Here is a 15,034-nt window from a genome sequence, read left to right as displayed (position 1 = left end):
TGAATTTGAAACGTATAATTCCAATATGTAGAAGAGAGATTGATCAGGTATTCATAAGCTTGAGGAGGCACCTAACCATGACAACGATAAGAGAAAAACTAGTATTAGTCGGCAACGGTATGGCAGGCATAGGTACGATTGAGCAGATATTGAAGCTGGGTGGAGCTTATGACATTACGGTTTTTGGAAGTGAACCTCATCCCAATTACAATCGGATCATGTTGTCTTATGTTCTTGAAGGAAGTAAGACCCTTAATGATATCATCCTAAACGACTGGAATTGGTATGAGGACAATAATATAACTCTACACACGGGAACAACGGTGACACGAATTGATGAAGGCTCGAAGCAAGTGGTTACGGATAACGGGATGATAGTCCCCTATGACAAGGTAATTATTGCGACAGGTTCGAATTCGTTTATTCTACCTGTACCTGGCAGTGATAAAGAGGGCGTTGTAGGATTCCGGGATATTTCAGACTGTGATGCGATGCTGTCAGCGGCCAAGCAATACAGCAAAGCAGCTGTTATCGGCGGGGGGTTACTTGGGCTGGAAGCGGCAAAAGGTCTTGTGAACCTAGGCATGGACGTTACCGTAGTTCATTTGATGGAAGATCTGATGGAGCGTCAGCTTGATCGGAATGCCTCCTCGATGCTTCAAGCTGAGCTGGAGCGTCAAGGTGTGAAATTTGCTATGGGCAAACAAACGGTGGAATTGACCGGGGAACAGAGAGTTAGTGGATTGCGCTTCAGCGATGGCAGTATGCTTACAGCGGATTTTGTGGTAATGGCTGTTGGAATCAAACCGAACGTGACGTTGGCAAAAGAAAGCGGAATCTCCGTAAATCGTGGGATCGTGGTGGATGATTATTTGCAAACCTCGATGCAGAATGTTTATTCCATCGGCGAATGTGCCGAGCATCGCGGTATGTGTTACGGGCTGGTGGCTCCATTATTTGAACAAGGCATGGTTCTAGCTAAACATTTATGTGGTAGCAATACCAAGCCTTATGAAGGTTCGATTGTCTCCACGAAGCTTAAAATATCTGGGGTGGATGTATTTTCAGCGGGTGAGTTTTTGGATTCCTCTGATCACACGGTGATCTCAAACAAAGATGAATGGAAGAGAACCTATAAGAAAATTCTGCTCAAAAATAATGTGATTGTCGGTGCAGTATTGTTCGGTGATGTGACGGAGTCCGCCAATTTGCAAAAGCTAGTAAAACAAAGCGCGATAATGACCGATGAAATTTATACAGAAGTCATGGGAACGGGCTGCTGCGGTGGCGGAGCAAAGAAGAGTACATCCGTAGAAGCTATGGCGGACGAAGAAATTGTCTGCGGCTGTAACGGTGTAACTAAAAAAGCGATCGTAGATGCTGTTACTGAACATGGTTTTACTACTGTGGATGAGATCAAAGCATGTACTGGCGCTACTCGCTCTTGTGGTGGTTGCAAACCCGTAGTAGAACAAATCCTGCAATTTGTCTTAGGTGACAGTTTCCAGCAAGCTGCTAAGCAAGGTATTTGTGGGTGCACAACGCTTAACCGTGATGAAATTGTTGCTGAAATCACAGCTAAAGGTCTTAAAACAACAAAAGAGGTCATGAATGTACTCGGATGGAAACAAGAGGAAGGCTGCTCCAAGTGTCGTCCGGCAATTAACTATTATCTAGGAATGATGAACCCTGATACCCATCAGGATGAGAAAGAATCCCGATTTGTAAATGAAAGAATGGGTGCCAATATTCAAAAAGATGGAACCTACACCGTGATACCACGCATGTATGGTGGGGTAACAACACCGGAGGATTTGAAGAAAATCGCCGATGTCTCCCTTAAATATGACGTGAAAGTTGTGAAGGTGACTGGTGGGCAACGCCTGGATCTGATCGGGGTGAAAAAAGAGGATCTGCCGAAAGTATGGGAAGAGCTCGATATGCCATCAGGTTATGGTTATGCCAAATCGCTACGTACGGTTAAGACTTGTGTGGGTTCACAGTTCTGCCGTTTCGGCACACAGGATTCGCTGGCAATGGGCGCGCTCATAGAACGTAAGTATGAACGTCTTGATTTTCCCGCCAAGTTTAAAATAGCTGTCAACGGCTGTCCACGTAACTGTGCGGAATCCTGCACGAAGGATATTGGCATCGTCGGTAATGATGGTGGTTGGGAAGTGTTTATCGGTGGTAACGGTGGGATCAAGCCAAGGATCGCTGACTCTTTCTGCAAAATTAAGACCGATGATGAGCTGATCGAGGTGTGCTCCGCTGTGATGCAATATTACCGTGAGACCGGCAATTATTTGGAGAGAACCTCCGAGTGGGTTGAGCGTATGGGACTTGAGCAGATTCAAACGGTCATTTTGGATAATGAAGATAACCGCAAAAAGCTGGCAGCACGGATTGACTTTGCTCTCACTCAGGTTACGGATCCTTGGAAAAAAATGCTCAATGACAGCAGCACTCGTACTGCGCTTTTTGAAGAAACAAGAGTCTAGCGGATATAACGCACACAGAAGGGGAGAGAGCAATGAATAAGACCACACAAACGTATGCAATAGGATCAGTACAGGATCTCCTGTTACAGATTGGCCGGGTAGTTGTGGCTGGAAATGTGGAACTGGCTGTATTTCGTACCTCTGACGGAGCGATTTATGCGCTTGAGAATCGGAGTCCTCATCCAAAAGGGGGGCCGCTTGCTGAAGGAATCGTTTCGGGTCACTTTCTTTATGATCCGCTGTATGATTGGAAAATAGATCTTCGCACGGGTGAAGTTCAGGCACCGGATCAAGGTATCGTTGTGACTTATCCAGTCTCCCTTGACGGAGACATTGTGACAGTGAGCTTGTAGACACCGAAGCTTGTAGTAAAGGATGAAATAGAAAACGGTGGGGTGGAGTATTATGTTTACTCAAAGTGTGGAGAACATTGTCGAGGCGGCAGTCAGTAAGCGTGACCAAATGAATGAAAGTTTACCAAGATATTTTCTGGCAGCCCTTTTGGCAGGGGCATATGTAGGCATTGGGATTATCCTTATTTTCTCGCTGGGAGCGCCTCTAGCGGCTGCCAAATCGCCCTTCCAACCCCTCATTATGGGTGCATCCTTCGGTATTGCCTTGACTCTTGTTGTGTTTGCAGGCTCAGAGCTGTTTACCGGAAATAATATGTTCTTTACGGTTAGTACACTAGCTGGTAGAACAAGTATCTGGGATACTGTTAAGAACTGGGTGCTTGTGTTTGTAGGGAATGTGGTAGGGGCAGTGATTTTAGCACTTTTGATTCGAGGAACTGGACTATTCAGTGCGGCTCCCCCAGAGCATCTGATCTTTGCGGCTGCAGCCAAGAAAATGAGCCTTCCGTTTTCAGAGCTTTTTTTCCGGGGGATTCTATGTAACTGGCTGGTCTGTCTAGCACTATGGATGGCCTCGCGCGCCAAAAGTGAAACGGCCAAGCTGGTTCTAATCTGGTGGTGTTTATTTGCCTTTATTGCGAGTGGCTATGAGCACAGTGTGGCTAATATGACGCTGCTGAGTGTTGCTGTGCTGCTCCCGAATCACCCGGAAACCGTTACAATTGCCGGATGGATACACAATATGATACCCGTTACGTTAGGAAATATAATTGGCGGTGGCGTATTCGTCGGTATGGCCTACTGGATGATTTCTCCCGTGCGTGGTGCTCAGACCAAACGTTAAGTTAAGAGCATATTTATGATTAAGAGCTGACCCGATTCGGGATCAGTTCTTTTTCATCATTGTGCTATAAAAAAAGACGCCCTCGCTAGGCGTCTTCGACCACTCTATTTTATAATGTGCAGAATAATTGGGTCATATATGTTTCATTGAGGAGAATAGAGGGTATATTATAAGACAGAAATTTAGATCCGGCAGATTTCGTTAGGACACATTTCGCAGTGGCAAATTTCCTGCAGCATGCCCAGATCCTTGATGACAATCATACCGTTCTCGTACTCAACCGCATTTTTTTTACGCAAGTCGCTCAACATCCGGTTCACACTCTCACGAGTAGCGCCGATCATGTTGGACAAATCTGTATGCGTAATTTTTTTGTTGATGAGGATATTCTCACCATCGCTGCTCTTCTCACCATAGGTGTTGCCGAGGCGAATGAGAGTGGAGCAAAGTGCGCCTGGTTTGCCGTACATCATCAGATCACGGAATTTCGTTTGAGTTAGACGGTGATGAATGCCCATCCATTTCATAAAGTCGATCGCAAAATCACAATGTTGGCAAATGAGAATTTCTAAATCCTTTTGCTCGATAACGCCAACTTCACTTTCTTCAATCACTTCTGCAGTAAAGCTGTGCTTGGTGCTGAAGAATGGGTCCGCTTGACCTACCATATCGCCGGCTTGGTACATATAAAGAATAAGTTCCTTACCTTCATCCGTTGATTTAGTTAATTTCACACGTCCACGTTTGATATAAAACAATTTATCCGAGTAGTCGCCTTCCCAGAAAAGATGTGAACCCTCTGGAACAACGCGTTCTTTCATCGTAACAAGAAGTCTGTTGAAATTCTGTTCGGAGAAACAGTTTGTATTTCCGTGGGCTTCGATGACATTGTAATGTTCTTTTAGCATAATCGACATCCCCTTTATTCCCTCAGTTTTTCAGTAAATTTTAAATTAATTATACCTCTAAAATCTTCGATTTGGTTAAGAAAAACCATTTAAAAGTGTCGAATTTTCAACATTGTGATTATTTTCACTTCAAAAGTGCAAGATGTAATATGATTTTTAACTAAAAAGGAGTAAGAAGTATATGTTCTTTATATATCAGCAGTGGCAATCCATTATTCTCAAATAATGGGTCTGTCACTGTTTATTTTGTTCTTATTAGATTCTACATAGTATACTGCAAAAATTCATGATATAGAAATCCATTCGATTTCAATTTCGTATAAATGCACATATCTTCATTAAGGTCAGACATTGGCGCAACGGGTATGGAACGATATCCTGAGAATGGAGCAAAAACCAGGAGAAGGGGAAATCATACATGGCTAAAGTGGCTGACAAATATCTTAAGGTAGATCCTTGGGCAATTATTGAAGAGGGCTTTGATCCAGAACGAAATCGGACCTCGGAATCTATTTTTTCGCTGGGAAATGAGTATATGGGTGTGCGGGGGTATGCTGAGGAAGGTTACTCTGGGGATTCCCTGCAAGGCAGTTATTTCAACGGGCTAAATGAACAATTGGACATTGGCAATCATTATAAAGGGATTATTCGCTCGCTGAGATATATGGTGAATGCGGTGGACTGGCTGTATACGCGGATCACTGTGAATGGTGAACAGCTCGATCTGGCAAAAAGTAAAATATCGGAATATGTACGCAAACTGGATCTTCGTAGTGGGACCTATCGGCGGGAGCTACTCTGGCACCTAGATGATGGGAAAATCTTAAAAGTTGTCTTTACTCGTTTGGTAAGTATGACGATGTCTCATCTGGGACTACAGCGGGTGGAATTTGAGCCCCTTAATTTCTCGGGCAGCGTGGACATTTGTGCAGGTCTTGATTTCAGCATTATTCATGAGGAACGCGGCGAATGTATGTGGAGTAGTCTCCGCAGTGGAGAACAAGGATCTGCCACAGCTATTATGGCGAGAACAGTGAATACAGCTAACAAACTATTCTCAAGCTTTTCGTTACAATCTTCACAGCCGCTTCAGCTTACGCGAGTTGAACATGATAAATTTATTGGACAAAGCTTTACTATGGATCTTGCTCAGGGAGAAGCGGCCCATTTTACAAAGCTGGTTATCAACTGTTCGGATAGTGAATCTGCCCATACAGCTGAAGAGCTGTGGAGCAAAGGGCTAGCTCTTGCTGAAAGTGTAAGCCAATTGAGTGATACTCAAATATTCGCGGATCAGACAGCATATTGGAATGGGATCTGGGAGACAAGTGATATTCGGATCGAGGGCGATCCTGAGAATCAGCAGGGCATTCGGTTTTGCATTTTCCAGCTTTATCAGACTTATCATGGGGATCATCCAGGGTTCAACATCGGCGCTAAGGGATTGACGGGAGAAGTGTATCGTGGTTTGGCATTTTGGGATACAGAGTCGTATTGCTTACCATTCTATATGTTTAATAATCCTAAGGCCGCCCGGAGCTTACTGGACTTTAGATATAAGACATTACCTCAGGCTATGCAACGTGCTAAAGATGTTGATTGCGAGGGAGCTTGCTACCCTATTGCTACTATAGACGGAACAGAAAGCTGTGATCTCTGGCAGCATTCGAATCTTCAGCTTCATGTAGGGACTGCTATTTCCTACGGTATCTGGCATTATGTCAAAAATACTGGGGATAAAGAATTCCTGCATAGTAAAGGCGCTGAAATGCTGATCCAGATTAGCAGATTCTATGCTACACGCGGTCAATGGGGTCAACAGAGTGGGAAATATGGATATTTTGGCGTAATGGGTCCTGATGAGTTCCAATTGATGGTGAATAATAACTGCTATATTAATTTGATGGCCCAAAAATCATTTGAATACACTCTAGACACCCTGAGTGAAATGAAAGAACAGGCACCAGAGGCTTTTGCATTGGTTGCGGAAAAGACGGGGCTCCGTAATGAAGAGCTTACCGATTGGGAAAATAAAGCAGACAATATGAAGATTCCTGTTGACGAAGTGACAGGCGTATTTGAGGAGCATGATGGATTCTTCGATATGCCGCATATTGATATTCATTCCATTCCTGTAACAGAGTTTCCGCTCTACTCGAACTGGTCGTATGATCGATTGTACCGTTATGACATGATTAAGCAACCGGATGTTCTCATGTTTATGTTCTTATATAATGGACAATTCACTAAAGCAGAGAAGCTGGCTAACTATGAATATTACGAGTCTAGATGTATTCATGAGTCTTCACTTTCGCCTTCGATCCATTCCATACTGGCAAGCGAAATCGGCAAGCCAGAAGAAGCGTATTCGTTCTTTGAATTTGCGACAAGACTGGATTTAGACAATTACAACCGTAATACACGCGAAGGATTGCACACGACTTCGATTGCAGCCGCTTGGATGAATATTGTGTATGGCTTTGGCGGTATGCGTTCAGATGGGGATCGGTTGTCCTTCCAGCCTTCATTGCCGGAGCGCTGGAGCGAGTATAGCTTCCAAGTGATGTATGAAGGGGTATTACTACGTATTTTGGTCAACAAGACTTCAGTAACGCTCACCGCAATTAATGGGGGGAGCACTGATATTATAGTGTATGGGCAGTCAATAACGGTGGACGCTTCCGGGACGACGCTTCCGCTAGGTGAAGGGATGTTGGCTCGATGAGCTGGGCGGTTAGGGATAGCTGTTTTGACAAGCAGCTTGTGACGACGAACGGGAACAAATATATGTTAGGCAATGGGTATATGGGATATCGCGGTACTCTTGAGGAATTCGGTAAAGCTGAGTTAGTTGCCGTAACTTTAGCTGGTCTATATGACAAAGCGGGAGATAAGTGGAGAGAACCCGTCAATGCTCCTAATGGATTATGGACCAAGATTGTCTGCAATGGTGAACCTTTAAGTGTGCTAGAGCGTGAACCTAGCTCTCATATGCAGGAGCTGAATATTCGTAGTGCCATTCATCATCGGAGTACTGGCTATAGTCTATCTGATGGTGGGACGTTGACATTTACAGCAGATCGTTTCGTAAGCCAGGACAATCTGCACCTCCTCGTTAGTAAATACACTATCCATAGTACACAGGACTGCCCAATTGTGATTGAGACCGGGATTGACGTAGATGTATGGGATATCAATGGTCCCCACCTCTATGGTCAAAAAGTACAGTCAAAGGGTGATGTACTAGTCTCTTCCTCCACTAGTGGAGAATTGAAGGTTCCGGTAGTTGTGGCGGAGAGAGCCGTATTTAATTTCGGAGATCAGCAACTGGATGAGGGCGCTAGTATTCGCCGGATTTCTTTTGAAGCAAGTGCGGGTGAGACCTATGAATGGTTTAAGTACGTTGCGGTGTATACTGGGCTTGATGTTAGTGAACCGGAGGCAGAAGCTGTGAAATCTGTCCGTGCAGCTGAGGCACTCGGTTATGACGAATTGTTCAAAGCTCACAACCAGCTATGGGAAGAAAGATGGTCACTTAGCGATGTCATTATCGAAGGCGACGAGGATGCTCAATTTGCACTGAGATACAGTATTTATCAGCTGTTAATTATTGCACCTACAGTTTCGGAAAAAGTTTCTATCCCGGCTCGAGGTTTATCGGGTCAGGTCTATAAAGGGGCCGTATTCTGGGATACAGAGATGTTTATGCTGCCCTTCTTCCTGCATACGGATCCAACGGTTGCTCGCAACCTGATGATGTACCGGATTCATACCTTGGACGGAGCTCGCCGGAAGGCCGCGGAATATGGTTTTCTGGGAGCATTCTATGCTTGGGAAAGTCAGGATACAGGAGACGATGCTTGTACTCTGTTTAATGTGAACGATGTATTTACCGGTCGACCAATGCGGACTTATTTCCGCGATAAGCAGGTCCATATCAGTGGGGATGTTGTACATGGGATCTGGAAATACGTTCAATTTACAGGTGACGAGAGTCTGTTGACTAGCGGAGGGGCGGAAGTGATCTGGGAATGTGCCCGGTTCTTCTACTCTTATGCCTACTATAATTCGGTAAAAGAACGCTTCGAGATTTTAGATGTTACAGGTCCAGACGAATATCATGAGCGTGTGAACAATAATGCCTTTACGAATGCTCTGGTGAAGGAGACCCTGGAGATAGCCCTGCGCACTGCAGAATTGCTGCAAGATAAGTATCCTGAAGTGTACAACCAACTGTCTACAGAGTTTAGTGAAGGTCCGTTTCTTACAGAGTTCAAAGCTATGCTGGATAGCTTCTATGTTCCGCAGCCAGACCCTGCCAGTCTTGTCATTGAACAATTTGACCGATACTTCATCTTAGAAGATGTTAGGCTGACAGAATTGAAATCCCGTGTACTTAATAAAAATGAGTATTTGGGTGGGGGTAATGGATTAGCTACAACGACAACCATCCTGAAGCAAGCAGACGTCGTGTTGATGTTGAATCTATTCAAACATTCCTTCACCAAGGAAGTGAAGCAAGCAAACTGGGAATTCTACGAGCCACGCACCGAACATGGGTCAAGTCTCAGTCCTTGCATCTATGCTTTGGTAGCTGCCGATATTGGTTCGCCGGATTGGGGATATCCATATTTTATGCGGACAGCTACTGTTGATCTTACAGGAGAATCTAAGCAGTATGTAGGGGATCTCTATATTGGTGGTACACACCCAGCCGCTAACGGTGGTGCATGGATGGCTGCGGTGCTTGGTTTTGCAGGGTTGGATTATGATGGAGAAACTGTCCATATCAAACCTTCACTGCCTAAACATTGGCAGTCTGTTGAGCTTCCGGTTACGCTTCGGGGAGATACCTTTAAACTGCGGATCAGCAAGGATGAGGTTACAGTTACCACAGCAGCTGACTACAGAGGGACTCTGGTGTTCTCGGTACAAGGGCGGGAAGGAAAGTCCTGTGGTGCAGGGGAGAGCTTGCGGCTAACCTTAGACATTAATTAATAACGGAGAGGAAGTAAATCGATGTTGCAAAATATGAAAGGCGCCATTTTCGATCTGGATGGCGTTATCGTAGATACAGCCAAATACCATTATTTGGCTTGGGCGAGTCTTGCTGACGAGCTAGGTTTTACATTTACAGAGGAGGATAATGAACGCCTTAAAGGTGTGAGCCGGATGAGATCGCTCGATATTCTTCTGGAAGTTGGCGGACTCCAGTTTGAAGAAGCGGAGAAGCTTGCTATGGCGGAGAAAAAGAATCGCCTATATGTAGAATACATCTCTAAGCTGGAGGCGTCAGAACTGCTTCCTGGCGTCAAAGAATACTTAACTGGACTTCGAACACGTGGGATTGGAATTGCGTTAGGTTCAGCAAGTAAGAATGCGGAGTTTATTCTGAATAAGCTGAACATTACGGATCTGTTCGATGCTGTTGTTGATGGGAACAAAGTGTCTCTTGCTAAGCCAGACCCAGAGGTATTCTTAATCGCTGGTCAGGAGTTAGGTTTACAGCCGGACGAATGTGTCGTGTTTGAGGATGCGGAGGCGGGCGTTCAAGCAGGTAAGGCTGCAGGTATGAAGGTAGTTGGTATTGGCAAGCCGGAAGTGCTGAAGGAAGCCGATATGGTTGTAAAAGGATTGTATGAGTTGTTGACAGACTAAAGCTCTAAATGAACATGGGAACGACTCCAAAGTAGTTGACGCTACTGTGGGGTCGTTCTTTTTTTATCTTATTTATTCTGATTTCCTACGCTCACGCTCTGAATTCAGCTGACAAGTACAGCTGTTTGAAAAAACCAACGTGCATCCGATGGCTCAACGTGATGATGCAGCATGGGAAGCTATTATACTCAAAAGATTCAAGAAGCTCAGAATTTCGGTAGAAGCTCAGAGGGAGTATCGGGTCCCAAAGCCCCACGCAGTGGTCTTTACGCCGCCCCCCCTTTTTTTCTGTTTTCGTTTTTTAAGAATCTCGGTGATGAAGTTGCGGAGTGGAGGTTTGGAGCTGGAGAAACGAAGTGGTCGCCTTTATCCTCGGATTTCTACCGCCAAGCGGTATAAAATCAGGAAATCTGAGGATAACAGCGATCGTAAGCCCAAACGCTCCACGCAGTGACGTCTATATCACCATGCTCTTATAATCCGCACAACAGAAAAAAACTACATACAAATGACCATAAAAAACTTTAAAATGAACATATGTAAGCGTTTGTCCCTTTGATATAGTTATTTAACCCGGAGGTGTGACTATAGTGTTGTCTAGGCTGATTAGATTGATTCGAAAGCTGAACGTGAAGCAGCAGCTCATCCTACTATTCCTGATTATGATTTCTCCTATTTTCTTTTTGAACATATATGGAAATTTGAAGGCAGAGCAAATACTGAAGCGCCATGTTACGAATGCATATGTGGAATTGAACAAGCAGAACTTTACGATCATTAACCGCGATATCGACACCGTAAATAAAATCACTACTACCGTGATTCAAAATCCTCTAATTCAGCAAATTAATATGACTGGCTCGGATACCATACTGGAGCGAGTCAAACGATATGAGACGATAGAGAAGCTATTGCTCAGTTACTCTCAGGGTGCTGAACGTGGTGACGGCATTTACTACTCTCTTTATATATACGATCCGACTGATTATTACTTTTTTGCTCCCAATTTTCCACAGGTTAAGAAGGCAGGAGTTTATTTCTTTTCTAAAGCCGAAGAGCCTTACTGGTTTGAGGAGGTTGTTCAGAAAAAAGGACGCGGCTCGCTGAAGTTCACGGAGAGGCTAAGTGCTCAAGCGGAGAATTTAAAGACACTTACTTACATGAGAGCTGTAAACAACATTTCTAGAAAAGCGGAGACTATTGGCGTTTTGGTCATCACCAAAATGGACTCTAAAATTGGAGAATCCCTCAAATCGATATCTTTACCTGACGGCGAAATTTACTTAACAGATTTAAACAACCGTGTTCTTGCCTCCACTACTAATAATACTGGGGAAGTGATTGCGTTGCCGGAGACGGTTGTTGCCGAGGATCTGGAAGGTACTGTGGATGTGATTACCTCCGATTTTATCTATGTGGTTAACAATAACCATGCGCTTGGACAAAAACTGGTCTACAAAGTTCCGGTGAAGGCGCTACTGCAGCAACAGAACGAAATGAAAAGTGTTATTCAATATATCACCGTGGCTTATGCGGTATTTGGACTAATTATGATTACATACTTCTGGCGTTCATTAATGACTCCTTTGCAAAAGCTGGCTTTTTTCGTGCGAAAATACGAGCCGGGTAATCGAGTTCCAGAGACACCACGGAGGGGGAGTAACGATGAGGTCAGTGTGCTGATTGCTTCTACCTATGATATGGCCCGAAGGCTGAACGGATTAATCACATACAAATATCAGATGGAGCTTAAACAGAAAGAATCCCAGCTTCAACTTCTATATCAACAAATCAACCCTCATTTGCTTTATAACACCCTAGAGAGCATTTATTGGAAAAGCTCTTTAGAAGGAAATGTCGAATCCGCCGAGATGATCAAGGAATTGTCCAAACTAATGAAGATCAGTCTTAGTCGGGGAAGGGAGCTGATCAGCCTTGAAGAAGAGCTGGAGCATGCAACAGCCTATATCAAGCTGCAGCAGCACCGTTATGATTATGTATTTCAAGTTGTGATGAATATTCACCCGGATACGAAAAGCAACCTAATTCCTAAAATCACGCTGCAGCCATTGATAGAAAATGCTATTATTCATGGGGTTAAAAATATGGGCGAGGATGGTGAGATCACCATCACTGCAGTATGTGAGGATGAAACCGTTAGGATCTCTATTGAAGATAACGGCTATAAGTCTGTTGACTATGAAGCCATAGAAGCTGTATTGAATGATGATAGCCCCAATCCTACTAGCGGTTATGGTATCCGCAATATTAACCAGCGTATTCATTTACATTTTGGCTCTGATTATGGCATCAGCTATACCCCTCGTACAGAAGGCGGAACGCTAGTAACGGTTAAGCTTCCGAAATCGGAGAATCAGGACTAAGGAAGGGGAGCGTGCAGATATGTTCAATATATTGGTTGTGGATGACGAACCATTGATTTGTAAAGGATTGAGCAATTTATTAGCTTCATCCGGGCTGGATATTTCTAATATCTATACAGCTAATAGCGGATTTGAAGCGCTAGACTGTATCCGTATGGAGGAGATTGATCTGCTCGTTACAGATATTCAGATGGGTGCGATGAGTGGAATTGATCTGATGCAGCATGCAAAACTGGCCAAACCATGGGTACAGACCATCGTGATTTCTGCTCATGAAACGTTTCAATATGCTCAAATGGCCGTTAGGCTCGGGGCAAAGGACTATTTAATCAAACCTTTAAATAGTGAGCAATTTTTGGATTCGGTCCGAAATGTGCTCCTTAAGATGGGGAAGCCCTCACCAGAACTAGATGTCTTTATGTCTGGAATTAACGAAAGCTTTCGACTGGAAGAGCCGCTGCCGGAATATAGTAAGTTCTTGAACGAATTGCTCATTGACCCTGGGGTTGTACTAGCTGAGGCAGATAACCTGCAGAAGCTGGATAACCTGAAGCTACAAGGGCCGTATTTTTCCGTATTAAAACTTAAGGTACCACTAACTGGAGTGAACCAGAATAAGCAGTATACTTTGCGGGACAGACGGCTTCTTTGTTATGCTGCGCTGAACATTGCCAAAGAATTAATGGATCAGGAATGGAACTCGATAGCCTTTTATGCGCCGGATGGAGAAATTACGATCATTATCCAATGGGATGAAAAAAGCTATGAGGATTCTTCTGCCGGCCAAATCAACAGGCTAGATATACTTGGTCGTAGTCTTCATTTTAATATCCATAAATATTTACATCTGAATGTGGTCATTGGCATTAGCCAGATTTTAAAGGGGCTTTCGTTTATGGCCGTTTTGAACCGTCAGGCCTCTAATGCAATTCTCTGGAATAATGAGCATAGTGACCATTACGTGTTCTATTATGGGGATTTCAACTGGAACAGCTACACGAGTGATCCTTCTGTAGAAGAACTACATACTCATAGCAATCTGATCGTACAAAAAGCAAAAGAATATATTGACGAGAACTATGCTCAAAAAGGACTTACTATTCACGATGTGGCTAAGAAAAATCATGTTAGCCCCAATTATTTGAGCTACCTGTTTAAGAAAAATACAGGTTATAACCTGTGGGAATATGTAATCAAGCTCCGGATGGAAGAAAGCCGGGAAATGATTTTGAATACCGATCTTCGCAGATACGAAATTGCGGAACGTGTGGGTTATGAATCGCCGGAACATTTTAGTAAAATTTTCAAGAAATATTATGGAATTAGTCCAAGCGAATTGAAGAAGTAAAAACACTCATGACTTCGGTAGATATAGACATGTTCAGTACAACCCTCATTTCCTACAATTTAAGGTAGGAAGCATTTTGCGAAAAATGCTGAAAGAACAATGGAATGAGGGAGCCTGATGAATCAAACCGCAGTAGTAACCGAAAACCCGGCGACGCTGAAGGGGACACCGTACAAGCAAAACCGCTGGAAGAAAAACTTTTGGGGATATATGTTCCTCGTACCTGCCATTATTATTTTTATAATGTTCTTATGGGTTCCAATTTTTAAAGGCTTACTGTACAGCTTCTACCATGTTGATTTTGTTAAAGGAAACAGCTTCGTAGGCTTTGAGAACTACAGTAGAGCACTTAGTGATCCAGATGTCCTGACCGCATTAAAGAACACTGGGTATTATATGTTCCTATGTCTTATTATTGGATTCTGGGTTCCGATTGCTTTTGCCATCATGATCTCAGAGCTGAGAAAGTTTGGGGGCTTTGTACGTGTAGCGGCTTACCTTCCTTTCGTAATGCCTGGTGTGGTTCTCTATGGACTATGGAGATGGCTTTATGATCCGGTCGGCCCAATTAATGCATTACTAGGCACGTTGGGTGTGGACCAGGTTGCCTTTTTAACAGATACAAGATGGTCGATGATTTCTCTTGTGTTTATGGAGACATGGCAACAGTTCGGATCAGGGATGCTAATATACTTGGCTGCTGTACTTAGTATTCCAAGAGATTGGTATGAAGCCGCTGAAATTGATGGAGCTGGTGTGTGGGCACGTATAAAGTACATCACCTTGCCTTCACTCCGTAATTTAATCTTTTTGATGCTAATACTACAAGTTATTGGTACTTCACAAGGGTATCAGTCACAGATGGCACTGCTTGATGGTGGGCCGAATAACACTACGCTTACCTATGCGCTGTTGATCGTAAAATATGCTTTTACAAGACTCGATTATGGAACAGCTACTGCGCTTGGCATGTTAATGTTCATTGTCCTGGGTGGTTTGGGCATTTTACAGTTCAAGCTTAACAAGGAGGACTACTAA

General features: G+C 43.9%; 11 protein-coding genes. 10 read left to right on the top strand and 1 reads right to left on the bottom strand.

Annotation, left to right across the window (positions count from 1 at the left end):
- Nucleotides 1-77: 77 nt before the first annotated feature.
- The 3 genes from nirB to MHB64_RS22455 are packed head-to-tail and all read left to right on the top strand — an operon-like array spanning nucleotide 78 to nucleotide 3,698.
- Nucleotides 78-2,501 carry a nitrite reductase large subunit NirB gene (nirB, locus tag MHB64_RS22465; protein ID WP_341135407.1) on the top strand — a complete coding sequence of 808 codons (2,424 nt, stop codon included), beginning with the start codon at nucleotides 78-80 and terminating at the stop codon, nucleotides 2,499-2,501.
- Nucleotides 2,502-2,533: 32 nt separating this feature from the next.
- Entirely contained in the window at nucleotides 2,534-2,854 is a 321-nt protein-coding gene (gene nirD, locus MHB64_RS22460) for a nitrite reductase small subunit NirD (protein WP_280786675.1), read from the top strand.
- Between the two features lie 52 nt (nucleotides 2,855-2,906).
- Nucleotides 2,907-3,698 (top strand): formate/nitrite transporter family protein, encoded by a 792-nt coding sequence (locus tag MHB64_RS22455; RefSeq protein WP_341135406.1) that lies wholly within the window; start codon nucleotides 2,907-2,909, stop codon nucleotides 3,696-3,698.
- Nucleotides 3,699-3,880: 182 nt separating this feature from the next.
- Here MHB64_RS22455 and MHB64_RS22450 read toward each other — a convergent pair whose 3' ends face one another.
- Nucleotides 3,881-4,606 carry a Crp/Fnr family transcriptional regulator gene (locus MHB64_RS22450; RefSeq protein WP_341135405.1) on the bottom strand — a complete coding sequence of 242 codons (726 nt, stop codon included), beginning with the start codon at nucleotides 4,604-4,606 and terminating at the stop codon, nucleotides 3,881-3,883.
- 418 nt (nucleotides 4,607-5,024) lie between these two features.
- On the opposite strand from MHB64_RS22450, the gene MHB64_RS22445 reads away from it, so the two are divergent.
- The 7 genes from MHB64_RS22445 to MHB64_RS22415 all read left to right on the top strand — a co-directional run bounded on the left by MHB64_RS22445 (nucleotide 5,025) and on the right by MHB64_RS22415 (nucleotide 15,034).
- Nucleotides 5,025-7,331 carry a glycoside hydrolase family 65 protein gene (locus tag MHB64_RS22445; protein WP_341135404.1) on the top strand — a complete coding sequence of 769 codons (2,307 nt, stop codon included), beginning with the start codon at nucleotides 5,025-5,027 and terminating at the stop codon, nucleotides 7,329-7,331.
- Complete coding sequence (locus tag MHB64_RS22440) at nucleotides 7,328-9,604, top strand: glycosyl hydrolase family 65 protein (RefSeq protein ID WP_341135403.1); 2,277 nt, start codon at nucleotides 7,328-7,330, stop codon at nucleotides 9,602-9,604. Before MHB64_RS22445 ends, MHB64_RS22440 begins: the two co-directional genes overlap by 4 nt.
- A gap of 21 nt (nucleotides 9,605-9,625) precedes the next feature.
- Nucleotides 9,626-10,264: a beta-phosphoglucomutase gene (gene pgmB / locus MHB64_RS22435; protein WP_094873738.1), complete on the top strand. Its 639-nt coding sequence runs from the start codon at nucleotides 9,626-9,628 to the stop codon at nucleotides 10,262-10,264.
- A 171-nt stretch (nucleotides 10,265-10,435) separates the two neighbouring features.
- Nucleotides 10,436-10,663, top strand: a complete 228-nt coding sequence (locus tag MHB64_RS22430) for a hypothetical protein (RefSeq protein WP_341135402.1) — start codon at nucleotides 10,436-10,438, stop codon at nucleotides 10,661-10,663.
- Between the two features lie 191 nt (nucleotides 10,664-10,854).
- Nucleotides 10,855-12,648, top strand: a complete 1,794-nt coding sequence (locus MHB64_RS22425; protein ID WP_373455904.1) for a cache domain-containing sensor histidine kinase — start codon at nucleotides 10,855-10,857, stop codon at nucleotides 12,646-12,648.
- A 19-nt stretch (nucleotides 12,649-12,667) separates the two neighbouring features.
- Entirely contained in the window at nucleotides 12,668-13,996 is a 1,329-nt protein-coding gene (locus MHB64_RS22420; RefSeq protein WP_094873731.1) for a response regulator, read from the top strand.
- A gap of 117 nt (nucleotides 13,997-14,113) precedes the next feature.
- Nucleotides 14,114-15,034, top strand: coding sequence for a carbohydrate ABC transporter permease (locus tag MHB64_RS22415; protein ID WP_094877975.1), 921 nt, complete (start codon nucleotides 14,114-14,116; stop codon nucleotides 15,032-15,034).

The organism is Paenibacillus sp. FSL K6-2859 (assembly GCF_038008265.1).
GTDB classification, from domain to species: Bacteria; Bacillota; Bacilli; order Paenibacillales; family Paenibacillaceae; genus Paenibacillus_AQ; species Paenibacillus_AQ nitricinens.
The sequence above is the reverse complement of the archived record's forward strand: the minus strand, read 5'-3'. Positions and strand labels throughout refer to the sequence as shown.